Below are 26,763 nucleotides of genomic sequence, written 5' to 3'. Positions count from 1 at the left end.
CGGCCTGCGCGTTCGCTGGGACTCGTCAGGCGGTCACCGTCGGCTCGGCGGCGCTCCCGGCAGGACGACGGGGCGCGCGGGGACGCCGCGGGACCATGCTGCGCGAGGCGAGCAGGTCGTCGGCGGCCAGGCCGAACCGGCGGCGGTAAGCCGCCGCGTCGACGCCGTGCACCCCGAGGTGCGGGACGAGCATCGCCATCCACAAGCCGCACAGGTGGCACTGCACCCGGTCGCCGTCGTCCTCCAGCCGGCCCTCGCGGGAGCGCATCAGGTCGCCGAGGGCGTCGCCGTAGTCGTCGTGCGCGGCCATGCGGTCCAGCAACTCGGCGACCCGCTGGTCCGTGGCGTCGATGCGCGTGCGGAACTGCGGCGGGCTCAGGTGCTCGAGCACGCATCGCCGCAGTTCGAGGTAGTGGTCGAGCAGGCCATCGCGCTCCATCGCGTGCTCGAACGCCGTACGCGGGGCGGCGTGCCCGTCGTGCTCGGTCCGGGCGCCCCACCGCGCCTGCGTTCGCGCCGAGCCCCGTCGACGTCCGCTGATCCGGCCGTGCGCCGCGACGTGGTTGTCGACACTCGCGAACCACAGTCCGCACGCCGGGCACTGTTTGAGCGCGCCGCCGGGGGCGTTGACGGCCGCGGGCACCGTGAACGCCGTCGGGTCATGGCTCCACGCGTCGATGATCGCCACCGTCACCGACGCGGCGTCGGTGCCCACGCGGTCGGCGAGGCGGCTCGGTCCGAGTCCGTTCGCGGCCGCCCAGTTGGCCGCCTCCGCCCAGCTGCTCCAGGGCGCGTCGGGAGGCAGTTCGGTCAGCGGGACCCCCCGGCCGGGCGGCGGGGCGTCCACGGGGCCGTCCAGGGCACTCGGCGAGGCACGTGGGCGCGTGGGTCGGCCGCTCTGCCCGATCTGTTCGACGGTCCGCCGCCTGCCGGCCCTGCGCGGGCGCGGCGTCGCCGGCCGTTGGCGGCCCCGCCGGTGCACCACGCGGTGCGCCTCGACGTCCGAGAACCAGATCCCGCACTCGGGGCACTGTTCGACCCCGACCGGCGGCACCGCAGCGGGCGGCCGGGTGAACAGGTCGGGGAACCTCATCCATTCGTCGGCGATCGCCAGCAGGGCGTCGATCCGGGTGACCCCTTCGCGCTGGGCGATCGCGCCCACGCCGAAGCCGCCGGCCGCCGCCCAATTAGCAGCGGCGACCCAGCGCGGATCGTGAGACTGCTCGGGCATGCCTTTCAGAATGCATCATGGTGTCAACCCCAGATGTTCTGACACGCCCGTCCGAGTCTCTATTCGTGGACGACGGACAGGTATCCCGCGGCGTGCTGCGCGCGCAGGACCTTCTTGTCGAACTTGCCCACAGAGGTCTTCGGGACCTCCGCGATGAAGGCCCAGTTGTCGGGGATCTGCCACTTCGCGAACTTCCCACCGAGGTGTTCCTGCAGCTCAGCGATGGTGACCTCGGCGCCCGGCTGGAGCACGACCGCCACCAGCGGGCGCTCGTCCCACTTGGGGTCGGGCACGCCGATCGCCACCGCCTCGAGCACCGCCGGGTGCGCCATCACCTCGTTCTCGAGCTCGACCGAGCTGATCCACTCGCCGCCGGACTTGATGACGTCCTTCGAGCGATCGACGAGGGTCACGTAGCCGTCCGCGGTGAGCTTGCCGATGTCGCCGGTGCGCAGCCAGCCGCCCTCGAACTTGTCGGCGACGACGGGCTCGGACCCCTCCGGGCTGTAGTAGCTGCCGGTGACCCAGGGCCCGCGGACCTGCACCTCGCCCTGCTCCCCGCCCGCCGGGACGACCTCGCCGAGGTCATCGACCAGGCGGCCCTGGACGCCCGGGAAGAACCGGCCCTGCGTGTTCCGGTAGGCCCAGGCCTCCTCGCCCGTCACTCCGCGCGGCGGCCACGCGATGCTCGCCAGAGGCGAGGTCTCCGTCATGCCCCAGGCCTGGACCACCTGCACGCCGTGCCGGTCGAGGGCCTTCGCGAGGCTCAGCGGGACCGCCGACCCACCGCACGCGATGTGGCGCAGGTGGCTGATGTCCTGGGGGTGCGCGTCCAGGTGGTTGACGATGCCGATCCACACCGCCGGCACCGCGGCGGAGATGGTCGGCCTCTCCTCGGCGAGGAGGCGGGCCATCGGCTCGGGCTGCAGGTAGCGGTCCGGCAGGATCAGCGAGGCGCCCGACATGAGCGCCCCGAACGGCGTGCCCCAGCTCATGGCGTGGAACATCGGCACGATCGGCAGCACGGTGTCGTTCGGGCCCATGCCGAGGCCGTAGCTCGCGCACACCGCCGTGGAGTGGAGCCAGATGCTGCGGTGGCTGTACATGACGCCCTTGGGATCGCCGGTGGTGCCGGAGGTGTAGCAGGCGGCCGCCGCCGCGCGCTCGTCGATCTCGGGCCAGGCGTACTCGTCGGGCTGCGCGTCGAGCAGGTCGCGGTAGTCGTGCAGCCGCACGCCCGACGGTGCCTCCACCTCGTCCTTGTTCCCGTCCACCACGATCACGTGCTCGATGGTGGTCATGCCGCCGATAGCGGCGTTGAGCTGCGGGATCAGGCTGCCGTCGGTGATGATCACGCGGTCGGCGGCGTGGTTGGCGATGTAGGTGATCTGGTCCGGGAACAGTCGGATGTTGATGGTGTGCAGCACGCTGCCCATCGCGGGGATCGCGACGTAGGCCGTCATGTGCTCGTTGTTGTTCCACTGGAACGTGCCGACGCGGTCGCCCGGGACCACGCCGAGGGCCGTCAGCGCGTTCGCGAGGCGGGCGGCCTCGCGCCCCAGCTCGCCGAAGCTCATCCGGGTGGTCTTCTCGGGTGTCCACGTGGCGACCTCGCCGGCGTCCGCGTACCAGGTGGTGGCGTGGCGGAGCAGCGTCGCCAGCGACAGGTGCTCGTCTTGCATAGTGGAGGCCAGGGGCAGGATCCGCTCGGTCATAGGGCATGCGTACCGCATGTCCGACGGTGCGCGGCCCGGTTTCGGCCAGCTCACGGGGACGGCTCAGGCGACCGACCGGAACAGCTGCAGGTCCGTCGCGGCGCCGAGCCCCGACTCGAGTCCCGATTCCAGGCCCCGCCGGTCGCCCGGGCGCCAGTCGTCGAGGAGGACCCGCACCGTCCAGCCCGTGAACTGCCCCGCGTCCTCGTCGAAGCCGGTCGGCTGGGAGACCTCCAGGTGCACCGCGGCGCCGTCGTCGCAGTAGAGGAGCACCCAGGTGCCGGCGCGCGCACCGTCGGACCGGGCCGCGGGGCGGAGGGCCGAGAGCGGAAACAGCACCTCGTCGGGCCGGAAGGAGTCGGCGGTGGCCATCCCCTTGCGGCGGACGACGTGCGGTCCGTGTAGGGCCCCGGCGCTGCCGGTGGCCGCGTCGCCGCTCATCACCGTGAGCGTGCGGCGACTGGCGATGTGGCGGCTTGCGGGCTGGCCGCGTCTGTTGTCCGGGAACCACCGTCCCGTCGCCGCGAGCCGCCGGCGCAGCTCGGCGACGAGTTCGACCCAGCGCACGAAGCCCGGCGCCATGGGCGGAGCGAAGTGATCGAGTGCGCCCGCGGCGCGCTCCCCCGCCGCGATCGCGGCGTACAGGTCCTCGACCTCGATGTCCATGGCGCGCAGGAAGTCCGCCGCCCGATCGGGCGGGACGATCTGCGCGGTGAGCAGTGGCTCCAGGTCCGTCATCGTGCCCCCTTCGACGATGCCCGAACGGTAGCGCCGGGCACTGACAGTCCCTTAGGTCCAGCGGTTCCCAGCGACCTCACAGCGAACTCCGCGGCGGGAGCGCGAATCGGCCGATACCGTTCATTTCGTCGCGGAGGCCGACTCCGCCGGAAGGACCGTCATGCGCACCTACGAGGGACGCCCCCTGCCCCGCCCGCACGAGGAGGTCGTCGACCAGGGGCTGGGCTTCGACCTCGGCACGCTGATGAGCCGGCGACGGATGCTCGCCGCGCTCGGGATCGGCGCCGCCGGGGTCGGGTTGGCGGCGTGCGGGTCCGGCACCCAGAGCGGACCATCGACGTCCTTGGCGGAGTCCTCGCCCACGGCCGCGCCGACCGTGACGCCGTCCACACTCGCCGAGATCCCCGAGGAGACGGCGGGCCCGTACCCGGGCGACGGGTCGAACGGGCCCGACGTGCTGGAGGTCCGCGGCGTGGTGCGCAGCGACATCCGGTCGAGCTTCGGCGCGATGTCCGGCACCGCGGACGGCGTGCCGATCACCCTTGAGCTGACGGTGCGCGACCTCGCGCGCGACGGTGCGCCCTTCGCCGGCGCCGCCGTCTACGTGTGGCACTGCGACCGGGAGGGCCGCTACTCGCTGTACACCCCGGGCGCGACCGACCAGAACTACCTGCGCGGCGTCCAGATGGCCGACGATGCCGGCGTCGTGCGCTTCACCAGCGTCTTCCCCGCGTGCTACGAGGGCCGCTGGCCGCACGTCCACTTCGAGGTCTACCGCGACCGGGCGGACATCACCAACGCGGAGAGCGCGATCGCGACCTCGCAGCTGGCCTTCCCGGAGGACGTCTGCGACGCCGTCTACGCCACCGCCGGATACGAGTCCTCGATCCGGGCGTTCGCCACGGTGTCCCTGACCTCCGACGGCGTGTTCGGCGAGGACGGTGCCGCGCACCAGCTGGCGACCGTCACCGGCGACGTGACGACCGGCTATCGCGTCTCCCTGCCCGTCGGGGTCGATACCCGGACCACGCCGAAGGTCGGGAGCATGCCGGGGCCGCCGCCGGGTGGTGGGCGCCCGCGGTAGACGTCGTCTTACGATCCGCGCTCATCGAAAGCCCGGCAGCCCAGCGGGCCGGACCACAAGGACCGGGTCAGCAAGGCTCACCCCATCGGGCACCTCAAGCTCCCCGTCGATCCTTGCGATCTGCCGGCCGGCGAACCTGTTGTGCACCTCGAAGTCATCACCCATGCACTCGAAGGACCACCCCGGCCAGAGCGTCACCGCGGCACGGTACAGCTTCTCGGCCGCAGTACTGGTCCACCATTGGACCGTTCGGCGCTCGACGTCGACACACACGCCCGACATAACCTCGTCGACACCGAATTCGTCGTCGGTCCACCGCGCAGCAAGAGCAGCGTCTGCCCCGATCGTGATCGCGTGGTCGACGTAGTCGACCAGTGGGAAAGACCTGGTCTCACCCGCTTCCCGCACCGTCAAGATGCACGCGCCGTCGTCGCTGAACGCATCGTCGGCCGTCTGCAATTCGAGAGCCAGGAGCTGCGGGTCGTATTGCTCTTGCACGACCGCAGAACGTGATATGCCGAGCACATCGGCGAAGGACCACGCACCTTCGACAGCCCAGCGCAGATTCCATCCGGGGAAAGCACGCGCCAGTTCCGCGTGCTCGAGTCGGGCACGCCCGACCTCATCCCACAGTGTGTGCCAGGCGAAGGTCTTCGTGACGCAGTCCATGAGAACACCGGAGTCGAGGTGCATGTACTCGCGGATGAGGCCGACCCCATCCCAACGAGGGTTGGCCAGGTCCGCCTGGAACTCCTCCGGCCCGACCGAGGCAGGCCATGCGGCGGCCCCATAAGCCCCGCCACGCGAAACATGGCTCCGCAACTGCCCGTCCTCGTCCTGAACGACGTACAACACCGGATTTCCCATCGGTGTGGCCTACTCGACTCGAGTGATCGCGCGGTCGACAGTACGAACAATCAAACGAGGCGCACCTGCATTGGCGATGGTGCGGACACTCTTCGCAGCTCCTGCCCCCACCGTCTTGCCGAGCGAGCGGTCATGGCGTGCGGCCCAAACATTCTTGCGCGCAGCCTTGTACAGATTCCGCATTTGACCTGCATGCCCCGGCTTGGCGAACTCCAAGGCCCGGAACACCGCCTCAACGATCATCGGTTGCACTTTGTAGAAGTACCGCTCGAAACCGGCGACCACCGCAGTCTCGGCGATTCCCGCACTGCGGTGCATTGACGCGATCCGCTCACTGGTCTCCAAGAGCCTGCGCCCGATCGCCGAGAACTCCGCGTCGGATTGAGGGGTGATCTTGCGGACCACCGCCAGGCTCATCGCAAGGAGAGCGACGTCCTCGAAGACGTCCTTGTCATTCGCCAGATCGATCTGAAGTCGCGTGACGAATTGCCGCTTGATGTGCCGAATCATCTCACCATCGGTCAAGCCCGGCCTTGACTGCCTGACCTCCGCTACCAGTTCACGCGCGCCCGGCAGCTGACGCGCGAAGATCTCACCAAGCAGTTCAGCAGCCTCGTCGATCGGGATCGACCCGGCCTGAGCATTGGCCGATGTCGCGTCGTAGACGGCGACTGCGTTCTCAACCTTCTCCAGATCGCTGACGATTGCCGCCCAATTCGACTCGAATTCGCTGTTGTTAACCACCGCAGGCGCCAATGCCGCGCCGTAGACCTCACAGGTCACAATCACCGCACCGATCGCTTCGCGCTTGCGCTTCGCCGTGCGCCACGTCGGGGAAAGCCCTCCCGCGCGGATGCGATCGTCGATCCGCGCCAATCGCTCCGCGACCGTGGTCGCGATGCGACGACGGGACATGACCCACTCAACCCCGACTTCTTGCAGCTCCTCGGGCCCAGCAGCGCGCACCACGGAGAGGAGAGCCACGGCGTGAACCTCCTCGGCGGCCAAGAGCAATCGCAGCTTCTGGTGCCATCCTCCCGACTCGACCGCCGACAGCAGTCGCGGACCGAAGTCATCGCCGGCCGCCTCCAACCCCGCGAGAGCGAAGCCGATGGACGCATCCAGTTCTGCGATCACCGCGCCGACGGCATCGATATCAGCCGCTCGAAAATCGACCCGCTCACCCCGGCCCACCGGCATCCTGGCTGCCGCGAGTAGGTCGGACAGCAGCGGCCGGCCGAGCACCGGGATGGGTCCGAGCGTCTCGGAGTCATGCATATTGATCGGCCCGAGAGCGTCGCTGATGTCAGCGATGCAAAGGCGCCATGAGACGAGCGCGGACTCGACCACCGCACGAAGCCTCGCCGCCTCATCGAGCGACTCGATGTAGCCGAGTAGCCCGGACTTCGGAAGCCCCAGCGCGTCGATCGACAAGCCGCTATCAGTGGGCGTCCCGTCGAGGGCCACCGTCGTGATGGCTACGACCTCTCCGGGGCTTCCGAGTCCATCGGAACCGAGCGAGTCGAGCTCGCCGATTCCGATGCGCACTGCGTCGCCAGACCCGGCGAGCTCGGCCGCAGTCAGCGCGTCCTCGTCACCGAGAACCAGTCGCATGGGACCCCACTGGAGCGCTACAGCCCCCACTTCTTCAGCCATGCGCGTCATCGTAGACGGAGCCGCAGACAGTTTCCGGTGGTTAACCGTCGCTACGAGACCTCGGCCTGTACGTTCGCGGTCTCCTTGATGTGCTTGAGGATTCCGACGAGCTCGAGAACCTGGGCGCGCTCCGGGAAGACGTAGTCGGGACCGCCCTGCGCCGCGTCGGTGTAGGGCGCTTGAAACAGGCGCTTCGGCTCGACGACGCCGTTCGCGGTGAGTTCGTCGACGATCATGTTGACGAATCGCACTTGATCGACCGAGAACTTCGAATCGTCGAGGAAGTCGCCGAATGCTTCGACCGCGGCGGCGCGATCCAGACCGACGAGGGACCGCACGAACAGGCCGAGGCCGCCGCTGCGTTGCTTCACCCAGGCAAGGTCGACGTCGGTGCCGCCGGCGTCGATCAACATCTGCGTCAGCACCTCGAGGTCGGCGGGTGTGAGTTGCTTGTTGCGGCGGAGTCGTTGCAGGACGACGTTCTCGAACTGCGACTGCAGATACGCCGTCGTCTTCGCCTTGAATCGCTCGAAGTTCGTACCAGGGGTCGTTCCCGGCAGCTTCACCTCGCTCGGTGCGAACAGCTCGTCTTTGAAGTCGGTATACACGGGGTTGTGCTTGGTGGTCTCGGTGAATCGCATCAGCGACCGCAGCCGCGTGCGGGCGACCTCCAACATCGCGACGGTGACGTCGATCCACCATTCATCGCTCGCGACCGACTCGATGAGTTCTGCCTGCGCCTGGACCATCGGAATGGTCATCTTCCCAAGTAGGGAGCCCGCGATGTCCTGCGCAGCCTGTCGCACACGATCCGCCGTGGAGGCATCCGATTCGAGCCGGGCCAGCTGCCCCCGCAGCATCAACAGATCGAATCGTTTGGCCTTCTCGTCCGAGTCGACCGTGGCCGAGGGCAGTCCAGCCAGCTCTAGGACCGCGGCTTCGTCGGCGGTCGACATCTGTGACCACGCAGCCCGGGCGGAGAAGCGTTCCACCGCCTTGCGGTGAGGCCGAACGAGGAAGTTGTCTGTAGTCATGCCGGCGACGTATTCATGCAGGGCGTCGATGGTCGAGTCCCTGAGCTCCGCGTCGGAATCGGTGAGCGATCGCGACAACGCCACGCGCGCCTCGAAGAGACGCTGCGACAGCGACTTCTGGATCGAGCCTTCGGAACCCGGCAGGTCCTGGCTGAAGTACTCCAGGTTGCCGCAGAAGTCGAAGACGAAGAAGTCCTCCTTGTCCTCGCCCGGCCCGTACAGATCGGGGCACAGACGGGTTCCGCGACCGATCATCTGCCAGAACTTGGACTTGGACCGGACCGCCTTGAAGAACACCAGGTTCACGACCTCCGGCACGTCGATGCCGGTGTCGAGCATGTCGACGGAGATCGCGATGTGCGGCGCATTCTCCGCCGTCGAGAAGTCGTCGATCAGGGTCTGCGCGTAGGGCGAGCTGTGTGTGATCACCCGCGCGAACACTCCCGCGTAGTGCGGCCACTGCAGGTCGAATCGGTGCTGGATGAATTCCGCGTGCGCCTGGTTCTTCGCGAAGACGATCGTCTTGCCCAAGCGATCGCCGCCGGCCACTTTATGACCGTCGGCCATGAGGTTCGCCAGCACCTGATCGACCGTGTTCTCGTTGAAGAGGAACCTGTTGATCGCCTCCGCGCCGACTTCGTCGGGGGCGTCACCCTCACCCCAGTCGAGTGCGTCCCACTGTTCGCGCTCCTCCTCGGTGAGGTCGTCGTACCGGATCCCCTGGCGGAGGAACTTCGTTCCCACCGAGATGCCTTTGGGCGGAACGAGGTAGTCGTCCTTGACCGCGTCTTCGAGCGAGTAGGCGTCGGTCGGAACACCGTCCTCCAGATGGAAGAGGCGGTACGTGTTGTGGTCCACCTCGTCCTTCGGGGTGGCGGTGAGGCCGACGAGTAGGCCGTCGAACCATTCGAAGATCGCGCCGTACTTGGCGTACACCGAACGGTGCGCCTCGTCGATGACGATCAGGTCGAAATAGCCGGGGCCGAACCGGCGCCCCGTCTCGCTGTCGACGTCGTTGATCAGGTTCATCATGGTCGGATACGTCGAGACGTACACGCGACCGTCGATCGCCTTCTCGGACACCAGGTTCACGGTGGTCGCGTCCGGCAGGTGCGCCTTGAAGGCGTTCGCCGCCTGGGTGACGAGTGCGGTCCGATCGGCCAGGAACAGCACGCGCTTGACCCAGTTGGCACGCGTGAGTTGATCGACGAGGGCGATGACGGTGCGGGTCTTGCCGGACCCGGTGGCCATGACCAGAAGAGCGTCCCGGTTCTGCTGGGCGAAGGCTTCGTCGACCGCGCGGATTGCACGTTCCTGGTAGTAGCGACCGGCGATGTCGCCGTTGACCGAGACGACACTGAGGGACTTGCGAGTTGTTCGGCGCAGAACGAGGTAGTCGAGTTCGTCCGGCGTGTAGAAGCCCTGGACCTGGCGCGGCGGGTAGTCCCCCTCGTCGTCCCAGATCCAGTGGCTGTAACCGTTCGAGTAGAAGATCACGGGCCGGCGCCCGTATTCGCTCTCGAGACAGTCGGCGTACAGCTTCGCCTGCTGCTGGCCGACCTCCGGGCTCTTGTTCGTGCGCTTGGCCTCGATCAGCCCCAGCGGCTTACCGTCGCTCCCCCAGAGCACGTAGTCCACGTATCCCGTACCCGAGGGGTTCGGCATGCCGCTCACCTCGTGCTCGGCGGTCACTCTCGCCGGCCCGACGGTGCTCCCGATCGCCCAGCCGGCCTCATCCAGCAGGAGGTCGATGAAGGCATCGCGCGTCGCGGCCTCGTCGTAGTCGTGAGTATCCGCGGCGTTCTTCGCCGTCGCCGCAGCGATCTGCTGCTGCAGCTCGGCGATCTTCGCGTCGTGCGCGGCCTGCAACTCGGCCTTCTCCGCACGCTCCTGCGCGAGGGCCTCGCGTTCCTTCGCCAGAGCGGCGTCCTGCGTGGCGAACTTCTCCGCGAGCTGAGCGACCTCGGCCTGACTGAGCGGTGCCGACTGCGCGGCCAGCGCAGGGTTGAACTGAGCCCCCATCGGAGCGAGCTCCGGATGACGCGAATGAAAGTACGTAGCCCAGACCATCAGGTGGAACAACTCGCGGAGCACGTCCGCAGATCGCTCGGCGCGCACGGGACGGGTGTCGTGAACCGCGTCGTTGCCGTTCCTCCGGATCAGGTTCAGCTTCTGCTGAATCTTCGGCTGGATTTTGGCCTTGAACTTCGGATCGTTGATGTGCGCCGCGAGATCACTCTTGTACGGCGGCGGCAGTTCGAGGAGATCGTAGAGGTAGTGCACGAGTTCCTCGATCGCGCGCCGGCCGTAGAAGCAGGCCGAGCGCGGGTCGGAGGTCAGGTACGACTCAGCGCGAACACAGTCGGCGTGCACGGACGGCAATGCCTTGTAGACGAAATCGAAGTTTCCCATAGCTCCTCCCCAGAGATCCTCGTCGAATCTACCAACCGTGACCGACATTTCCGGCGTCACGAGTACAACCGGATTCAGCGCTTTCCATCCGGAACTCACCATTCACTTCAACCGCACCCGCAACTCTCGTACTGTTGTTCGATTTTTGGCGTTCTCTCGAACCTTCCGCTATCATGGAGTCATCAGCGAAAGGAGGCGGGATGATCGAAACCACTTGCACTGCAAGCGACTATTTCGAGGCCCTCGCAGCCTTCGAACAGGCAACGGAAAAACTCGCTTCGATGACTCCCGTCATGCTGAACACGCAGGAGCTTCTGGCCGGCCTCCACACAATGGAGGCGGCGTGCCGGAAGATTCCGTACTCCCAGCACGTGTTGACCGAGGTCGCCGTCGCGCAGCGCCTGCCTGATGAGCTCGGCTACACCGGAATGAAGGAGCTTCTGGTCGACCAACTTCGGCTCGGCGGCGCTGAGGCGCGGGATCGCGTTCGCGGTGCGGCCGATCGAGTTCCGCGCACCGAGCGCGGCTACGGCGATACCGCTCGGTTCGAACGCGTCGCCCAGGCTCAGCGCGACGGAATCATCTCGGAGCGGCACGCCACAACGATCAGTGCGATCTTCCAGCGCTGCCGTAAGGCACTTCCCGAATCGGAGTTCGACTTCCTCGAATCAGTGCTGGTCACCGCTGCAGAGTCAATGCCGCCGGAGGACCTCGACGTGATCGCCAAGCGCGTCCTCGGCTACATCGATCCGGATGGCGCTGAACCCAAGGATCAGTTCCGTGCGAGAGCTCGCGGCCTCGAGGTCGGCAAGCAGGACGACGATCTGATGACCCCGCTATCGGGCGATCTCTCGCCCGAAGGGCGCGCACTCTTGGACGCGATCCTCGAGAAGTTCGCCCGCCCGGGAGTCAACAATCCCGCTGATCATGACGTGCCGGTGGATCCGTCCGATGCGGATGCCGTTGCGGTGGCCGCGAAGCGTGACACGCGTACCGCCGTACAACGCAACCACGACGCTCTTGTCATGGCATTCAGGATGGCGGTGACGGCGGGCGAGCAGGGAGCCGGCCTGGGGCTACACCGGGGCGTCCCCGTGCCTTCCGATCGTCACCCTCACGCTCGACCAGCTCGAGTCCGGAACCGGTGTTGCCACCACCGCGTCCGGAGGGCAGGTCCCCGTCGAAGATGCGCTCACCATGTTCGGCACCACCAACCCTAAGCACGTCCTGCTCCTCGGGCTCGATTCCCGGCCGCTGTTCCTGGGCAGGGAGAGGCGTCTGGCTTCGGCGGATCAGCGGCTCGCCCTCTACGGCTCCGACAGCGGCTGCACGGCGCCCGGCTGCGATCAGCCGGCCACACGGTGCCAGGTTCACCACATCACGGAATGGGTGGACGGCGGCAAGACGGACATCACTGAGCTCACGCTGGTCTGCGACAAGCACCACTCGCGGGTCGTGCCGAAGGGTGAATCCCGTCGGCCCGGGTACGAGACGATCGTGATCCCCGGGGAAGAGCCGTTCGGGGGACGCACCGCCTGGCGGCGCACCGCCGACCCCAACGGTGAGTGGCGGGTGAATCACAAGCACCACCCTGAGGAACTCCATCGTGAGGCCGTCCGGCGGTGGCGCGAACGCACCGAGCAGTTCCGCGACCGATGGCAGCAAGAATGGCAGCGCGCAGAGTTCGCATGCTTCGTGGGTACGATCTACTCGGATATCAGCGCGATCCTCGACGGCCCGAACGGCCCGCCCATTCTGGAATCCCTTCTCGCCGAGCATGACGCGGATACCGCGTGGTGCCCCGGCGAACTCCACACCGGTCACGCCGCCTGACTGCATTCACCGGATGATCACTCGAAGAAGTCTTCATCCACCTCGACGATTTGCAGTGTCTGCTTGACCTGAACGCCTACGCCGTAACGGATCATCAACTCAGCGAGGCGCACGCCGTCGATGAGGATGATCCGTGTCGGGACGATCTCTGCGTACTCGATCGCGCCCTTCGAGAACCGGGCCGTGGTGATGAAGACTCCCCCGTCGGCCTTGCCGCTGAGCGCACCGACGAACGCCTGTAGCTCCGGCCGCCCCACGGAGTTGTCCGGTGCGTAGCGCTTGGCCTGCACGTAGACGCGAGACAGGCCGAGGGCGTCCTGGTCGATGATTCCGTCGATCCCGCCGTCGTTGGACGCGCGGGTGACGGTCGCTCTGCCGCCCGCACCGCCGTATCCCATGGCGACGAGGAGATCGATCACGGTCTGCTCGAAGAACGTCGGGCTGTTGTCGTGCAGTCGAGTCAGGAGTTCATCGGCGACGGTGGCGTTGATCCGCCCGATGCCGTCGGCGATCTGTTCCTCGGGGTCGAGTTCGGAGACCGGCTCGGGATCGGCGACGACGGTGCCCGCCTTACCTTCACGTGCCCGCAGCGCCTTCCACGTGTGCGGCGCGGTGGGATCGCCCGCGAGCGCTCGAAGATTCTTCTCCGTGATGCCTTCGGGGTGATCGGCCAGTAGTTGCCGTCCGACGTCGGTGATCGCGTACTGCCCTCGCGCCGGCCGCTCTATCGCTCCCACCCTGCTGAGGTAGGACGTGGCCCACCCGATCCGGTTCCGGTACTTGAGCTGCCCCGAAGGAAGTTCCTCCGCCCGCTCCTCAGCAGTGAGTCTCTCCGCCTCGATGACCCGCTCTTCCAAGTCTCGGCGCTTGATCGTGCTCCCGCCGAGCAGCTCCCGCAGCACCGGCGCCATGAACCCGTCCCACGTCGGCATGGCCATCAGAGGCCACCTGTGAAAGCTCGGGCCTGGAGACTTGACCTCAATTCCTTGGCCACAGCCAAGGCCCTTATGGCCGTTGTACGCTGCTGTGAAATGCCCTCTACCTGAGCAGAAAACTTCTCCTGCAGATTAAGCGGAGGATAATCAACCTCCAGCGCCTTCAACTTCGTTACATTAATCCCAGGCATCACTGCCCCCGGGCTCATCTGAGCGATCTGACGCGATACCCGCGGACTCATCTGAAGATGCTTTACCAGAAAGTCGACGCCAACTATGGTCTCGTCAACTCGAAGCCTCAAGAGATCAGAATGCATGATCCCCGGCTCCATACTCGATGGGTATCTGGCACAGTTTCCAATCGTACCCTTCCGGGTCATAACGATATCGCCGGGTACGAGATCGTAAGATTCGAGCCGTTCCGCCGTATCCTTGTCAACAAACTCGAATGGAGGCAGCTCAAATCCCGTATTCACGTTCTTGATTCCCACCACAGGAACCCCTCGAGGACGGAACTCCGAGACTTGAAGTTGGGTGCCAAATGGACCGCACTTGATATCATTCTGCGAGCGCGCAAGTGAAAGCAACGTTACCCGAGGCCACACGGTTCCCCTTTCGAACGTCTGGAGGTACAGCGCCCGCACGAGTTCGTCCATCAACTCGATGACCTCAATCCGCAGTCGTACAATTCGGTCCAAGCGGTCGAGAATTGCGGCGATGCGGCGCTGCTCCATGATCGGGGGGAGGGGAATGTCGAACGCCAACAGAGATTCTGGAGAAATCCTCGGTAAGTTCGCCCCCGAAGCGCGCGATGCAGCGAATTTGACCATGTCAGACTGCCCCAGAAAGTGCGCAAGGTAGTCTCTATCGATCTCAGGGCCCGGAAGAATAGGAAGGATATCGGTGCTACATACGCCTGGGAATTCCGGCCTAGCGATCTTGCCGAGATTCGGACGGAGCTTTCCGTAGAGCACGTGTTTCGGCGAGAACTTGAACTTGGTACTCGAAACCCCCGCTGTGTGGACCGTCTCGCGTCCGACGATGCGACCGCCTCGCTCGATATGCTCAAGGCCCAGGTACCTCGTATCTCCAGCGAGCATCTCGGGATCGACGCCGCGACGCTCGATCGATGCCACCGAACCGAGCTTCATAGTCTTCATGACAGCATCGCCCTCAGGTCTTCAAGACCACGCGCGAGCTCTCCCTCAAGTCGCTCGATCTCGGCGATGATCTCCAGTGGAGGGCGGTGCTCAACCTCGACGTACTCGATCTCCTTGTAGCGGTTGATCGAGAGGTCGTAGCCCTGCGCAACGATCTCGTCCCTGTGAACTGTAAACGATTTGTCGGTGCGCGCCCGCTCGCGCTCGGCACCGTCGCGATCGACCCAACGTGCGCTGACATCGGGAAGATCGTTGTCGGCGACGGGGTTTCGTTTGTCATCGAGCGTGAAACCGTCGGCGGTAACGTCGTAGAACCAGACCTCGTCGGTACCGCCGGAATCGGTCCTGGTGAAGAGAAGAATCGCCGCGGATACACCGGTGTACGGCTTGAAGACGCCCGAGGCGAGCTTGACGACACCGTCGAGCTTCTGGTCCTCAACGAGGATCCTGCGCAACTCCTTGTGCGCCTTGGAACTGCCGAAGAGGACACCGTCGGGCACGATCACTGCCGCCCGGCCGCCGGGCTTGAGCAACTTGAGGAAGAGGGCGAGGAAGAGCAGCTCCGTCTTCTTCGTCTTCACGGTGCGCTGGAGGTCTTTGGACGTGGCCTCGTAGTCGAGGGAGCCGGCGAACGGCGGGTTGGCGAGGATGAGCGTGTACTTCTCGGCATCGCCACTCGCCCCCTCGGAGAGGGAGTCGCGATAACGGATGTCGGGCTCCTCCACGCCGTGGAGCAGCATGTTCATCGAGCCGATGCGCAGCATGGTGCTGTCGAAGTCGTAGCCGTGGAACATCGAGCGGTGGAACTGAGTCCGCTGGAACTCGTCCGACATCGCTTCCGGGTGCTTATCCCGCACGTATTCGCTGGCCGCGACGAGGAAGCCGGCCGTACCGCACGCAGGATCGCAGATCGCGTCGCCCGGCTTGGGCTCCATGAGGTCGACCATCAGCTGGATGATGTGCCGCGGCGTGCGGAACTGACCGTTGGTGCCGGACGTGGACAGCTTGGAGAGCATGTACTCGTACAGGTCGCCGTTGGTGTCGCGGTTGTCCATCGGGATGTCATCGAGCATGTCGACGACCTTCGACAGCAGCGCCGGCGTGGGGATGGTGAAGCGCGCGTCCTTCATGTGCTCGGAGTACGTCGAGCCGTCAGTACCCATGTTCTGCAGGAACGGGAACACCTTCTGGCCGACGGTCGCGAACATCTCCGCGGGCGCCTCATGCCGGAAGACGTGCCAACGGAGCTCCTCGTGGCCGGGGTCGAAGATCGGGTCCATGATCCCTTCGCCCAGGATCTCGTCTTCGCGCTCTTTGAGGAGCTGCAGCTCGTCGAGCCTGCGGATGAACAGCAGGTACGTGATCTGCTCGATCACCTCGAGCGGGTTACTGATCCCGCCGGACCAGAAGGCGTCCCAGACGCGGTCGATCTTGTTCTTGAGTTCCCCTGTGATCACTCGGCCAACCCTAGCGGTGGGCAGGTTGTCGTTCGTAGACATCTCGATCTCCTTCGCCGGGCTGGTACCTCCAGCGCAGCCCGACAGGGTCGCACGAGCGGCTGACACGTTTCGTCGGCCGGCCGTTGCCGCGAAAACTTGTCAGTCGGTCCGTGCATCCTGATCGGCTGGTCTCAACCGGGTTCGGCACATCACGATCACCGAGGAGAGACCGATGACCGACATCGCCACCCTTGAGCCTTTGACCCGCACGCAGACGTTCGAGCTGCGCTCGATCGTCGAGAACATCTGCACTGCGCGGGACCTGAGCTGCGCGCCACACAACCACGACGCCTACCTCATCGACGGGGCGGTGTACGGCCTGGCAAACCTGGCTTCCCACGTGGCGAACGTCGAGCCGGAGCAGTGGCCGGCCGAAGTCGACAAGTGGCTGACCGACATGGACCGGCTCCGATCGGTCGCGGAGGTCGAGGTGACTGCCCAGAACATCTTTCCGCGCCTGGTCCGGTCGTTCGATCGGCCCGAGACCGCAGGTGAGTACCCCGTGCGCCAGATCCTGCCGGGGTTCGATCTGATCTTCGCCGCCGACTACCCGACACACGTCTCGGAGCTCGCGAACGCGGAGACGATCGAGCACATCGGTCCGATCACCGACGTCTACCGGATCGCCCTGGAGAACCTCGCGCACCTTCCCGTGCCGGCACCTCACTTCTCCGCACTCCAGAGCAGCGGTTCCGCCAACCGGATCGCGTCGTTCGAGTTCGACGACTTCTTCGCACCGTCCCGCCTCCTGTACGCGGCTGACTTCCTGAACACGAAGCTCGATCCGGCGGAGCACGGCTTCCTCATCGCCGCGCCGACGCGTGATCTGCTGGCCGCTCCGCCCGTCGACGCGGACGAGCTCCTCGGCCAGGTGAACTCGTTCGCCAACGTCGTCGATTCGCTCTACCGCGACGGCCCGGGCTCCGTCACACCGGTCACGTACCACCTGACGCCGTCGGGCGAACTGGACATCGTCGCGTACCTGACCGGCCCCGATTCGCTCTACTTCCGGCCGAACGAATACCTCGCCGAGAAGTTCTTCAACACACAGGAGAAAGGATAAACAATGACTACGATTACGATTCCCGAGGTTTCGCTGCCGCTGTATCCGTGCGAATGCGGCGATCAGGCGTGTGCACTCACTGTGTCCGAGGTGGAGAGTTGGTTTTCGGACGATTTCGTTCCGCATCGCGACGTGCTCGATGTGGTCGCCGAAGAACTGCATCTGATTGAGACATGCCGGTTCTTCGATGACCACGTCGAGCGGTCGATCACGAAGTTCGTCGCGGGTCGCGGCGGCGTATCCGCGCCCCATCGCAGCACGGGCGATCGTCGAGGCCGTCAACACCTGGCACGGCTGTCCCGAAGCGCTCTGCGGACAGGAGGGCTGAGCCATGCGAGTCATCGACTCGTTCCGCGGGGACCACTACTTCCTCTCGAACTTCTACCCGGCACGGGCGAGGTTCCGGGTCGTGATTTCCCCACGGCCCGAACACGCTTTCATGTCCGCGAGGACCACTGACGAGCGCGCCATCGAGCGAACCCGGACGGAACCGACGCCCGCGGAGGCGAAGCTGATCGGCCGCTCGGTCGCACTGGTCGAAGACTGGGACCGCATCCGGTTCGACGTCATGGCCGACGTTCTGGCCGCCAAGTTCGACGACGTCTCGCTCGCCCGTAGCTTGGTGGCGACGGGCGGCGCGATCCTGATCGAGGGCAATACATGGCACGACCAGTTCTGGGGGTCGTGCACGTGCGATCGGCACCGGAGGATAGACGGCGATAACGCACTTGGAGTCCTTCTGATGTACGAACGCATTCAGCAGACGATGATCCTCTGAGGTCGTTTGCAATTGGTCCCGATCCGAGGCTTGAAAACTTGTCAGTGGTCGGTGCGATGCTTCCGCCATCAGGTCCTGGGGAGGATGAAATGGCCGCACGCACAAGCATTCTGACTTGAACTAACAGTCAACACTTCTGACGGGCGCGTTCTGCGCACCGTCGGCCTGATCCACCGGAGCCGAGGGCTCCACTCACGACGTAGGGCACTTCCCGCCTCACGTCGACTTCACTGATCCCAAGAATCGAGGATTCGTCATGTCTCAGCAGCCCTTCCCGCTGCAACCCGGCCAACCCGAGCAGCCCGGTCAGCCGTACGCCGGCCAGCCCGCGCCCTACGGCGCCCCGCCCGCTCCCCCGGCCAAGAAGAAGCGCAAGTGGCCGTGGATCGTCCTCGCGGTGATCGCCTTCCTGGTGATCGTCTCCGTCGCCACTGGCGGCGGCGACAAGGACGAGGCGACCGCCGCCGGCGGCACCACGGCCGGCACTGCCGCGCCCGCGAAGTCGGACCCGAAGGCAGTGGGCCTGAACACGCCCGTCCGCGATGGAAAGTTCGAGTTCGTCGTCACCGGCGTGCAGACCGGGCTCGCCGAGGTGGGCGACAACCCGTACCTCGCGAAGAAGGCTCAGGGCCAGTTCGTGGTCGTCGCGATGACGGTGAAGAACATCGGCACCAAGCCGCAGGACTTCAGCCCGTCGTCGCAGAAGGTCAAGGACGCGCAGGGCCGCTCGTTCGAGTCGGACTCCATGGCGCAGATCGCGCTCGGCGACTCCGACGTGCCGGTGTGGGACAACATCAACCCCGGCAACACGGTGCAGGTCAAGGTCGTCTTCGACATGCCCAAGGACGCCGAGCCCACCACCATCGAGCTGCACGACTCGATGTTCTCCGGCGGCGCGACGGTCGCCCTGACGTAGTCGATGTGTCCCGGTCGTCGCGCGGCGGCGACCGGGACATCGTCCCCGTCGTCGCCGCCGTTCACGGCGTAGCATGATGCTACACACTGGTCGCAGTGCCAGAACGAGCGAAGGAGTCGCCATGCCGCACCCCACCCGCATCGCCGACGACGTGTTCGAGGACGCCCGCGTCGAGGCCGCCGCGGAAGGTCGCTCGATCGCCGAACAGATCAATTACTGGGCACGTGTCGGCCGGAACGTCTCCGCTCACCACACCACGGCGCGCAGCCGCGTGGAGGCGGCGCTCGCGGGAACACTGTCGCCGGACGCCCTGGACGAGGCGGAGTCGCGCGCTTTCAACGCCGAGCTCAAGGTCGGGATCCGGGAAAGCCTGGCTGAGATCGACTTCGGCGCCGTCCTCGCCGAGCGCGGCATCGTGACGGTCGCCCTCGACGACGACGGGCGGATGGTCGAATACCACCCGGACGGCACCGAACGACTCATCGAGGACGCCCCACGCCGGTGAGCCAAGTCGAGCTGGTGATCGGGCCTAACGGCGCGGGGAAGTCGACGTTCGTCGAGCTCGTGCTTCAGCCCCGCGCCCCTCAATTGCCCTTCGTCAACGCGGACGTCATCGCCAAGGCACGATGGCCGGACTCTGCCGAGGCCCACTCGTACGAAGCGGCGCGCATCGCTGCGGCCACCCGCGAGCGCTTGCTCGAATCGGGGAGGTCGTTCATCGCCGAGACCGTGTTCTCGCACCCGTCGAAGATCGACCTGATCCGATCCGCGCTGGATCGCGACTACGACGTGAATCTGCACGTCGTAATGGTTCCCGTGGACCTGTCCGTGCAGCGCGTGGCCCATCGCGTCATCGCCGGGGGCCACGCGGTTCCCGAAGACAAGATCCGCGAACGGCACCGTCGGCTGTGGTCGTTGGTGGCCGTGGCAGTCGAATCGGCGACCAGCGCCACGTTCTACGACAACTCACGACGGACCGGCCCCGCCATCGTCGCCGAGTTCTTCCAGGGAATGCCCATCGGCGCCGGCCATTGGCCCGACTGGACGCCCCACGAGCTCTCGGAGCTGTGGCACATGCGTGGCGGCGCTCAGTCCTGATCACTCGGTACATTCGAGGTAGGGCTCTGGAGGAGGTTCGAGATGGCGGAGACGGTGCCCCAGGAGATCGCCCACCGGGTGACCACGGCGGCGGGCGCGGTCCCGGTAGGGCGGGAGCAGGCGCAGGCCGCAGCGCACGACGCCGCGCAGTATCTGCAGAACCTGCGCGCGACGGCCATCGACGACGCCTATCGGCGGTTCACCGCGAGCAACAGCCCCGGCTACCTGGCGCATCTGCAGGACGGGCCGCCGCCCCAGATCAGGAAGGGCGCTGTCGTCGCGATCACGATGCTCGTCGGCGCCTTCCTGGTCAGCGATGCGATCGCGACAGTCGGCGTCGGCGCCTTCCTCGTGCTGCTACTCGCTCTGGTGGGAGTGGTCGGCGTTCACGGTTGGCGTGTCAACAAGCATCGTCGGGGGCTCGCCGAGCGCGAGCAGGCACGTCTCGCCGCGAATCCCTGGCCGTTCCGCGCCGAGCGCACCCCCGCGTGGAATCCCGAGGCCGAGCCCGGGACCACCCGGGTGGAGACCCGGCTCCTCGGCGTCGCGGTGCTGCTCACCGAGGAGATCCGCCGCTCCCCGGCGTGGAACAACCCGCTCCTGGATCAGCACCGCGTCCGGATCAATCTCGACGCCACGCTGCAGGACATCAGCCACCGCGCCCACCGCGTGTGGCGCATGCGCACCGATACCCCGCGACCCTCGGGCGCCACGCCGGCGACGCCCGCACTGGCCCAGCACATCGACGAGTTCACCCACGCCGCGCGGATGGCCGAGGACGCCCTCCGCGACCACGTGGCGGCCCTCGCCGAGTACCTGGGTGAACTCCGCCCCGTCGAACGACTCCTCGGCGACCTGCAGATCCTGGACCGCACCAACAGCAGCGCCCACCGCGAGCTGCTGGACCAGCTGTACCGGGACGCCGTCGGCAACGAGGCCGACGCGCTGCGCTTCCAGAACCACGCGGACGAGCTGCGCGACCTGCAGGCCAGCCTCGACGCCCAGTTCCACTTCCTCCGCGAGCAGGTGACCCGCACCAACCTGCTGCGCTGACCGCGACGAGAGGCACCGATGACCGGACCGGCACGCAGCGGCTCCCCCGCCGCGTCGAACGCCGACCTCACCGTGGATCCGTGCGCGGTGGACGAGGCCGCCCTCGCCCCCGCGGACCTCTTCTGCTCGCTGGCCTGCCTGCGCTACGGCCCCTCGGACGCGCCGCCCCGCTGGGACGACGCCGCGACCCTGCTCGCGAGCGACCCCGGCACCGTCGAGCGCTCTGTCTGGGCGGCGTCGGCGGCGCGCGACGCCGATGCGGTAGCCGCACATCTGCGTGCCGATCCCTCCCTGGCGGCCGCCCCGGGCGGCCCCTTCGGCTGGCACCCCCTCAGCTACCTCTGCTATTCGCGCCTCCCGATCGACTCGGCGATCGATCGCTCGCTCGACGCCGCGACGCTGCTCCTCGACGGAGGCGCCGACGCGAACACCGGCTTCCTGCACTCCGGCCTGCCCACCCCGTTCACCGCCCTCACCGGAGTCTTCGGCGAGGGCGAACAGGGCGCCGGCCGCGAGCCGCGGCACCCCCGCGCCCAGGAACTGGCCACCCTCCTGCTGGACCGCGGAGCGCACCCCGCCGACCAGCAGACGCTCTACAACCGGATGTTCCGGCCCGACGACGCGCACCTCGAACTGCTCTTCGCGCACGGCCTTGCCGACGCCGGGCCGAGTCCATGGGAGACGCGTGCCGGTGCCGAGACGGAGAACCGCGCGCAGGTGTGGCGCCGCCAGGTCGATTGGGCCGCGCAGCACGGCTTCGCCGCGCGCCTGAACCTCCTCGCCGAGCACGGCATCGACGTCGCGGGGGTCACCGTCACCGTCCCGACCGTCCCCGACGACCCGAACGCGAGGGACGGCGAGGGCGCGACGCCGCTGCACCACGCCGCCTGGGCGGGCGACCTCGACCTGATCCGCGCCCTCCTCGACGCCGGGGCCGACCGCACCGTCGTCGACCTGCAGTACGGCACCACGCCGCGCGAGTGGGCCGAGCACGCGTACCAGCCGGAGGCGGAGCGACTCCTGCGCTGAGCTGCCACGCCGGGCGCCCCGGGCATGGTTACATCGACAAATGACCACCACCCCCGGTTACAAACCCGACACCCGCTTCTTCGGACATCCCTGGCCGCTGGTGAACCTGTTCGGCGTCGAGATGTGGGAGCGCTTCTCGTTCTACGGGATGCAGGCGATCCTCGCGTACTACCTGTACTACTCGGCGTCCGAGGGCGGCCTCGGCTTCGACAAGACCACCTCGCTCGGAATCGTCGGCGCCTACGGCGGATTCGTCTACCTCTCGACCATCGCGGGCGCCTGGGTCTCCGACCGCCTGCTCGGCGCCGAGCGCACCCTCTTCTACTCCGCGTGCCTCGTGATGGCCGGGCACATCGCCCTCGCGGCCATCCCCGGAGCGACCGGTGTCGCGATCGGCCTGGTGTTCGTCGCCGTCGGCTCGGGCGGTGTGAAGGGCAACGCCACCAAGGTCGTCGGCGATCTCTACCCGGCGGGTGACACCCGCCGCGACGCCGGCTTCTCGCTCTTCTACATGGGCGTCAACCTGGGCGCCTTCATCGGTCCCCTGCTCACCGGCTACCTGCAGGACAACGTCGGCTTCCACTGGGGCTTCGGCCTGGCCGCGGTCGGCATGGCGCTCGGCCTCCTCCAGTACGGGCTCACCCGCAAGATGCTCCCCCGGATCAGCCAGGAGGTGCCGAACCCCGCCTCGCGCACCGACATCCAGCGCGTCGCCACAGGCGCCGTGGTCGCGATCGCGATCGTCGTGGGCCTCATCCTGGCCGGCGTGATCACCGCGAAGAACCTGGTGGACGCCGTGATCATCACCGTCGCCGCGATCTCCCTCGCCTACTTCGTCTTCCTCCTCCGCAGCAACCGGGTCGACGATGCCGAACGCAACGGCGTCAAGGCCTTCATCCCCCTCTTCCTCTCCCAGGTCGCCTTCTGGGCGCTGTTCCAGCAGATGTTCACGTTCGTCGCGGTCTACGCCGACGAGCGCCTCGACCGCACCCTCGGCGGCTGGGAGTTCCCCGCCTCCTGGATCCAGTCCGTCGATCCGGTCTACATCCTGATCTTCGCGCCCGTCTTCGCGGCGCTCTGGACGAAGCTCGGCACGCGGCAGCCGAGCACGCCGATCAAGTTCGCCATCGGCACCATGGGCATCGGCGTCGCCTTCCTGGCCTTCCTGCTCATGCCCGCGGGCGTGAACACGGCGCCGCTGATCGGCCTGCTCGGGATCATGCTGATCTTCGCGCTCGCCGAGCTGTGCATCTCCCCCGTCGGCCTCAGCGTCTCCACCAAGCTCGCGCCGCGCGCCTTCGCCGCGCAGATGGTGGCCCTGAACTTCCTGTCCATCAGCCTCGGCACGGCCCTGGCCGGTCGCCTGGCGACGTTCTACGACCAGGACGACGAGGCGCCGTACTTCCTGATCCTGGGCGGCACCGCCATCGCCATCGGCCTGGTCGTCGTGGCCCTGACCCCGATGATCAAGCGCCTCGCCCCCGCCGTCGCCTGAGGGTGACCTGAGGGCACCGTCGAACCTGTCCAATCCCTTCACGCCCACGAGACTTGCGAGTAACTTCGTCACCAAGCACTGGAACGACGCGAGGAGCGGGCTTGCCGGCGGACGAGTACGACTACATCGTGGTGGGGGCCGGCAGCGCGGGCGCCGTCATGGCGGCGCGCCTGTCGGAGGATCCGGGCGTCTCCGTCCTGCTCCTCGAGGCCGGCGGCGAGGCGGATGCGGACGAGATCCACATCCCGCTCGCCTTCTCCGCGCTGTTCAAGACGAAGTGGGACTGGAACTACACCACCACCCCGCAGAAGCACCTCGACGACCGGCCGACGTACTGGCCGCGCATGAAGGCGCTCGGCGGCTGCTCGTCGATGAACGCGATGATCTACATCCGCGGCAACCGCGCGGACTTCGACGCCTGGGAATCGGAGTACGGCGCCACCGGATGGTCGTACGACGACGTGCTCCCCTACTTCAAGAAGGCCGAGGGCAACGCCGCCCGCCGCGACGACTTCCACGGCACCCGCGGCCCGCTCAACGTCGAGGACCGGGTGTACACGCACCCGCTGGTCAACGCGTGGGTGGACAGCGCCGTCAGCTCCGGGCTGAAACGGAACGACGACTTCAACGGCGCCACCCAGGACGGCGCCGGCCTGTACCAGGTCACCTGCAAGGGAGGCCGGCGCTGGTCGACCGACAAGGCCTACATCGAACCCGCCCGCTCGCGCCCGAACCTCACGGTCGCGCTGGGCGCCACCGCCCGGCGTATCGAGTTCGACGGTGCCCGCGCGACGGGCGTGACCTTCAAGCAGCAGGCCGCGGAGCACACCGCGAAGGCGCGCCGCGAGGTGATCCTGTCCGGCGGCGCGATCAACTCGCCGCAGCTGCTGATGCTCTCGGGGATCGGCCCGGCCGAGCACCTGGCCGAGTTCGGCATCGACACCCGGGTCCCCCTCGCCGGCGTGGGCGCCAACCTGCACGATCACCCGATCGTGCCGATCATCTTCGACACCCACGGCGCGAGCGACCTCATGGAGGCGCAGAACCTGCAGAACCTCCTGCGCTGGAAGCTGCTCGGCACCGGCCCGCTGGCCTCGAACGGCGGTGAGGCGGGCGGCTTCTTCCGCTCCCGCGACGACCTCGAGCACCCGGATCTGCAGTACCACGTCATGGGATCGGGCTTCTACGACAACATGCTGCACGAGCCGACGAAGCGCGGATTCATCTGCGGCCCCACGCTGGTCAACGTCGCCAGCCGCGGGCAGGTGCGGCTGCGCTCGGCCAATCCCGATTGGCACCCGTCGCTGGAGCCGAACTACTTCGACCAGCAGGCCGACCTCGAGGCCCTCCTCGCGGGCACGCGCGCCGGATTCGAGCTGTGCCGCCAGGGGCCGCTCGCGCGCAACCTGGGCAAGCCCTGGCACGTGCCCGAGGACCCGTCGGACGACGACTTCCTCGCCCTCATCCGGACCTACGCCCAGACCCTGTTCCATCCGGTGGGCACCTGCGCGATGGGGTCCGGCGAGGACTCCGTGGTGGACCCGCACCTGCGCGTCCGCGGCACCGAGGGACTGCGCGTGGTCGACGCCTCGGTGATGCCGATGATCACGCGCGGCAACACGAACGCCCCCACCATCATGATCGCCGAGAAGGCGGCCGACGAGATCAGGAAGTCAGCATGACCGCAGCGAACACGAAGACCTTCGACTCCCTCAACCCCCGCACGGGCGACGTGGTCGAGACGTACCCGATCCACTCCGCCGACCACGTGCACGCCGTCGTGGCGCGGGCCCGCGAGCAGGCCGACTGGTGGCAGGAGATCGGCTTCGAGGGCCGCAAGCAGGCCCTCAACACGTGGAAGGGCGTGATCACCCGGCGGATCAACCAGCTGGCGCAGATCGTGCACGACGAGACGGGCAAGCCGCACGGCGACGCCCTGCTCGAGGCCGCCCTCGGCATCGACCACCTGGCCTACGCCGCCAACCACGCGAAGAAGGTCCTCGGGCCGCGGCGCGTCGGCTCGGGCCTGGTCATGGCGAACCAGTCGGCGACGGTGCGCTACCACCCGCTCGGCGTCGTCGGCGTCATCGGCCCGTGGAACTATCCCGTCTTCACCCCGATGGGCTCGATCGCCTACGCCCTCGCCGCCGGCAACGCCGTGGTCTTCAAGCCCTCGGAGTACACGCCCGGCGTCGGCGTGTGGCTGGCCCGCACGTTCGAGGAGGCCGTCGGCCGCCCCGTCCTGCAGGCCGTCACGGGCCTCGGCGAGACCGGCAACGCGCTGTGTACCTCGGGCGTGAACAAGGTGGCCTTCACCGGCTCCACCAACACCGGCAAGAAGGTCATGGCCGCGTGCGCGGAGACGCTGACGCCGGTGGTGATCGAGGCCGGCGGCAAGGACGCCTTCCTCGTGGACCGCGACGCCGACCTCGACGCCGCCGCCGACGCCGCGGCCTGGGGCGCCTTCGCCAACGCCGGCCAGACCTGTGTCGGCGTGGAGCGCGTCTACGTGCACAAGGACGTCTACGACCCGTTCCTGGAGAAGCTCGTCGCCAAGGCCCGCGAGGTCACGGCGAACGACTCCGAGGACTCCAAGATCGGCCCGATCACCATGCCGAGCCAGCTGGCGATCATCAAGTCGCACATCGAGGACGCCCTCGCCCGCGGCGGCCGCGCCCTCGTCGGCGGCGCCGACGCGGTCGGCGAGCGCTTCGTCCAGCCGACGGTGCTCGTCGACGTGCCCGAGGACTCGATCGCGGTCACGCAGGAGACCTTCGGCCCGACGGTGACGGTCGCCAAGGTGGACACCATGGACGAGGCGGTCGAGCTCGCGAACGCCACGAAGTACGGCCTCGCGGCGACGGTCTTCTCCAAGGCCCGCGGCATGGAGCTGGCGGACCGGATCCGCTCCGGGATGGCGGCCGTGAACGGCATCATCACGTTCGCCGGCGTGCCGAACCTGCCCTTCGGCGGCGTCGGCGAGTCGGGCTTCGGCCGCATCCACGGCCCGGACGGCCTGCGCGAATTCACGTACGCCAAGGGCATCGCCCGCAAGCGCTTCAACCCGCTGCTCAACCTGACGAGCTTCGCGCGAACGGCGGCGCAGGAGGGTCAGCTCACGCAGCTGATGACGATCCTGCACGGCCGCGGCGGCACGATCAAGTAGC

The 26,763-nt window shown here is 67.2% G+C and carries 22 protein-coding genes; 13 read left to right on the top strand and 9 right to left on the bottom strand.

The window, feature by feature from the left end:
• Positions 1-25 precede the first annotated feature (25 nt).
• The 3 genes from ACM9LD_RS04540 to ACM9LD_RS04530 all read right to left on the bottom strand — a co-directional run bounded on the left by ACM9LD_RS04540 (position 26) and on the right by ACM9LD_RS04530 (position 3,684).
• The gene (locus tag ACM9LD_RS04540; protein WP_415675571.1) at positions 26-1,231 is read right to left on the bottom strand and encodes a Ros/MucR family transcriptional regulator; all 1,206 of its coding nucleotides are present in this window, start codon (positions 1,229-1,231) and stop codon (positions 26-28) included.
• Positions 1,232-1,290: 59 nt separating this feature from the next.
• Positions 1,291-2,946 (bottom strand): long-chain fatty acid--CoA ligase, encoded by a 1,656-nt coding sequence (locus ACM9LD_RS04535; protein ID WP_415675570.1) that lies wholly within the window; start codon positions 2,944-2,946, stop codon positions 1,291-1,293.
• A gap of 63 nt (positions 2,947-3,009) precedes the next feature.
• On the bottom strand, positions 3,010-3,684 hold the full coding sequence (locus ACM9LD_RS04530; protein ID WP_415675569.1) for a hypothetical protein: 675 nt from the start codon (positions 3,682-3,684) through the stop codon (positions 3,010-3,012).
• Positions 3,685-3,844: 160 nt separating this feature from the next.
• On the opposite strand from ACM9LD_RS04530, the gene ACM9LD_RS04525 reads away from it, so the two are divergent.
• Positions 3,845-4,768, top strand: a complete 924-nt coding sequence (locus tag ACM9LD_RS04525) for an intradiol ring-cleavage dioxygenase (RefSeq protein WP_415675568.1) — start codon at positions 3,845-3,847, stop codon at positions 4,766-4,768.
• A 21-nt stretch (positions 4,769-4,789) separates the two neighbouring features.
• Here the strand turns inward: ACM9LD_RS04525 and ACM9LD_RS04520 are convergent, their stop codons facing one another.
• Genes ACM9LD_RS04520 through ACM9LD_RS04510 form a run of 3 tightly spaced genes read right to left on the bottom strand, consistent with a single transcriptional unit; the run spans position 4,790 to position 10,737 of the window.
• A complete protein-coding gene (locus ACM9LD_RS04520) occupies positions 4,790-5,635 on the bottom strand; it encodes a hypothetical protein (RefSeq protein ID WP_415675567.1) in 846 nt (281 codons plus the stop codon).
• A gap of 9 nt (positions 5,636-5,644) precedes the next feature.
• A complete protein-coding gene (locus ACM9LD_RS04515; RefSeq protein ID WP_415675566.1) occupies positions 5,645-7,291 on the bottom strand; it encodes a hypothetical protein in 1,647 nt (548 codons plus the stop codon).
• Positions 7,292-7,341: 50 nt separating this feature from the next.
• Complete coding sequence (locus tag ACM9LD_RS04510) at positions 7,342-10,737, bottom strand: DEAD/DEAH box helicase family protein (protein WP_415675565.1); 3,396 nt, start codon at positions 10,735-10,737, stop codon at positions 7,342-7,344.
• Positions 10,738-10,937: 200 nt separating this feature from the next.
• Between ACM9LD_RS04510 and ACM9LD_RS04505 the strand changes: the two genes are divergently transcribed.
• Positions 10,938-11,957, top strand: a complete 1,020-nt coding sequence (locus ACM9LD_RS04505) for a DUF222 domain-containing protein (protein ID WP_415675564.1) — start codon at positions 10,938-10,940, stop codon at positions 11,955-11,957.
• A complete protein-coding gene (locus ACM9LD_RS04500) occupies positions 11,935-12,570 on the top strand; it encodes an HNH endonuclease signature motif containing protein (RefSeq protein ID WP_415675563.1) in 636 nt (211 codons plus the stop codon). Before ACM9LD_RS04505 ends, ACM9LD_RS04500 begins: the two co-directional genes overlap by 23 nt.
• A gap of 17 nt (positions 12,571-12,587) precedes the next feature.
• Here the strand turns inward: ACM9LD_RS04500 and ACM9LD_RS04495 are convergent, their stop codons facing one another.
• The 3 genes from ACM9LD_RS04495 to ACM9LD_RS04485 are packed head-to-tail and all read right to left on the bottom strand — an operon-like array spanning position 12,588 to position 16,122.
• Complete coding sequence (locus tag ACM9LD_RS04495) at positions 12,588-13,481, bottom strand: restriction endonuclease (protein WP_415675562.1); 894 nt, start codon at positions 13,479-13,481, stop codon at positions 12,588-12,590.
• A 26-nt stretch (positions 13,482-13,507) separates the two neighbouring features.
• A complete protein-coding gene (locus tag ACM9LD_RS04490; RefSeq protein WP_415675561.1) occupies positions 13,508-14,665 on the bottom strand; it encodes a restriction endonuclease subunit S in 1,158 nt (385 codons plus the stop codon).
• Positions 14,662-16,122, bottom strand: a complete 1,461-nt coding sequence (locus tag ACM9LD_RS04485) for a type I restriction-modification system subunit M (RefSeq protein ID WP_415675560.1) — start codon at positions 16,120-16,122, stop codon at positions 14,662-14,664. Before ACM9LD_RS04485 ends, ACM9LD_RS04490 begins: the two co-directional genes overlap by 4 nt.
• 214 nt (positions 16,123-16,336) lie before the next feature.
• On the opposite strand from ACM9LD_RS04485, the gene ACM9LD_RS04480 reads away from it, so the two are divergent.
• From ACM9LD_RS04480 to ACM9LD_RS04435, 10 genes are all read left to right on the top strand, one after another.
• On the top strand, positions 16,337-17,227 hold the full coding sequence (locus tag ACM9LD_RS04480; protein WP_415675559.1) for a hypothetical protein: 891 nt from the start codon (positions 16,337-16,339) through the stop codon (positions 17,225-17,227).
• A gap of 331 nt (positions 17,228-17,558) precedes the next feature.
• The gene (locus ACM9LD_RS04475; RefSeq protein WP_415675558.1) at positions 17,559-18,005 is read left to right on the top strand and encodes an NADAR family protein; all 447 of its coding nucleotides are present in this window, start codon (positions 17,559-17,561) and stop codon (positions 18,003-18,005) included.
• A 256-nt stretch (positions 18,006-18,261) separates the two neighbouring features.
• Entirely contained in the window at positions 18,262-18,921 is a 660-nt protein-coding gene (locus tag ACM9LD_RS04470; RefSeq protein WP_415675557.1) for a DUF4352 domain-containing protein, read from the top strand.
• Between the two features lie 121 nt (positions 18,922-19,042).
• Entirely contained in the window at positions 19,043-19,426 is a 384-nt protein-coding gene (locus ACM9LD_RS04465) for a TA system antitoxin ParD family protein (protein WP_415675556.1), read from the top strand.
• Entirely contained in the window at positions 19,423-20,019 is a 597-nt protein-coding gene (locus ACM9LD_RS04460) for a zeta toxin family protein (RefSeq protein WP_415675555.1), read from the top strand. The genes ACM9LD_RS04465 and ACM9LD_RS04460 overlap by 4 nt, the downstream gene beginning before the upstream one ends.
• Before the next feature lie 42 nt (positions 20,020-20,061).
• Positions 20,062-21,072, top strand: a complete 1,011-nt coding sequence (locus ACM9LD_RS04455; RefSeq protein WP_415675554.1) for a hypothetical protein — start codon at positions 20,062-20,064, stop codon at positions 21,070-21,072.
• Positions 21,073-21,090: 18 nt separating this feature from the next.
• The gene (locus tag ACM9LD_RS04450; RefSeq protein ID WP_415675553.1) at positions 21,091-22,101 is read left to right on the top strand and encodes an ankyrin repeat domain-containing protein; all 1,011 of its coding nucleotides are present in this window, start codon (positions 21,091-21,093) and stop codon (positions 22,099-22,101) included.
• Between the two features lie 40 nt (positions 22,102-22,141).
• Entirely contained in the window at positions 22,142-23,596 is a 1,455-nt protein-coding gene (locus tag ACM9LD_RS04445) for a peptide MFS transporter (protein WP_415675552.1), read from the top strand.
• A gap of 101 nt (positions 23,597-23,697) precedes the next feature.
• Entirely contained in the window at positions 23,698-25,278 is a 1,581-nt protein-coding gene (locus ACM9LD_RS04440; RefSeq protein ID WP_415675551.1) for a GMC family oxidoreductase, read from the top strand.
• Positions 25,275-26,762, top strand: coding sequence for an aldehyde dehydrogenase family protein (locus ACM9LD_RS04435; protein ID WP_415675550.1), 1,488 nt, complete (start codon positions 25,275-25,277; stop codon positions 26,760-26,762). Before ACM9LD_RS04440 ends, ACM9LD_RS04435 begins: the two co-directional genes overlap by 4 nt.
• Position 26,763: the final 1 nt, after the last annotated feature.

The sequence above is a fragment of the Tsukamurella hominis genome, from assembly GCF_965137015.1.
GTDB classification, from domain to species: Bacteria; Actinomycetota; Actinomycetes; order Mycobacteriales; family Mycobacteriaceae; genus Tsukamurella; species Tsukamurella hominis.
The sequence above is the reverse complement of the archived record's forward strand: the minus strand, read 5'-3'. Positions and strand labels throughout refer to the sequence as shown.

Bases quoted from the DNA above. Each gene is read 5' to 3' on its own strand.
- ACM9LD_RS04475 (WP_415675558.1), top strand. From the start codon at position 17,559: ATGCGAGTCATCGACTCGTTCCGCGGGGACCACTACTTCCTCTCGAAC.
- ACM9LD_RS04505 (WP_415675564.1), top strand. From the start codon at position 10,938: ATGATCGAAACCACTTGCACTGCAAGCGACTATTTCGAGGCCCTCGCA.
- ACM9LD_RS04520 (WP_415675567.1), bottom strand. From the start codon at position 5,635: ATGGGAAATCCGGTGTTGTACGTCGTTCAGGACGAGGACGGGCAGTTG.
- ACM9LD_RS04435 (WP_415675550.1), top strand. From the start codon at position 25,275: ATGACCGCAGCGAACACGAAGACCTTCGACTCCCTCAACCCCCGCACG.
- ACM9LD_RS04450 (WP_415675553.1), top strand. From the start codon at position 21,091: ATGACCGGACCGGCACGCAGCGGCTCCCCCGCCGCGTCGAACGCCGAC.
- ACM9LD_RS04530 (WP_415675569.1), bottom strand. From the start codon at position 3,684: ATGACGGACCTGGAGCCACTGCTCACCGCGCAGATCGTCCCGCCCGAT.
- ACM9LD_RS04500 (WP_415675563.1), top strand. From the start codon at position 11,935: ATGTTCGGCACCACCAACCCTAAGCACGTCCTGCTCCTCGGGCTCGAT.
- ACM9LD_RS04445 (WP_415675552.1), top strand. From the start codon at position 22,142: ATGACCACCACCCCCGGTTACAAACCCGACACCCGCTTCTTCGGACAT.
- ACM9LD_RS04525 (WP_415675568.1), top strand. From the start codon at position 3,845: ATGCGCACCTACGAGGGACGCCCCCTGCCCCGCCCGCACGAGGAGGTC.
- ACM9LD_RS04540 (WP_415675571.1), bottom strand. From the start codon at position 1,231: ATGCCCGAGCAGTCTCACGATCCGCGCTGGGTCGCCGCTGCTAATTGG.
- ACM9LD_RS04470 (WP_415675557.1), top strand. From the start codon at position 18,262: ATGTCTCAGCAGCCCTTCCCGCTGCAACCCGGCCAACCCGAGCAGCCC.
- ACM9LD_RS04465 (WP_415675556.1), top strand. From the start codon at position 19,043: ATGCCGCACCCCACCCGCATCGCCGACGACGTGTTCGAGGACGCCCGC.
- ACM9LD_RS04480 (WP_415675559.1), top strand. From the start codon at position 16,337: ATGACCGACATCGCCACCCTTGAGCCTTTGACCCGCACGCAGACGTTC.
- ACM9LD_RS04510 (WP_415675565.1), bottom strand. From the start codon at position 10,737: ATGGGAAACTTCGATTTCGTCTACAAGGCATTGCCGTCCGTGCACGCC.
- ACM9LD_RS04535 (WP_415675570.1), bottom strand. From the start codon at position 2,946: ATGACCGAGCGGATCCTGCCCCTGGCCTCCACTATGCAAGACGAGCAC.
- ACM9LD_RS04495 (WP_415675562.1), bottom strand. From the start codon at position 13,481: ATGGCGCCGGTGCTGCGGGAGCTGCTCGGCGGGAGCACGATCAAGCGC.
- ACM9LD_RS04490 (WP_415675561.1), bottom strand. From the start codon at position 14,665: ATGAAGACTATGAAGCTCGGTTCGGTGGCATCGATCGAGCGTCGCGGC.
- ACM9LD_RS04455 (WP_415675554.1), top strand. From the start codon at position 20,062: ATGGCGGAGACGGTGCCCCAGGAGATCGCCCACCGGGTGACCACGGCG.
- ACM9LD_RS04515 (WP_415675566.1), bottom strand. From the start codon at position 7,291: ATGGCTGAAGAAGTGGGGGCTGTAGCGCTCCAGTGGGGTCCCATGCGA.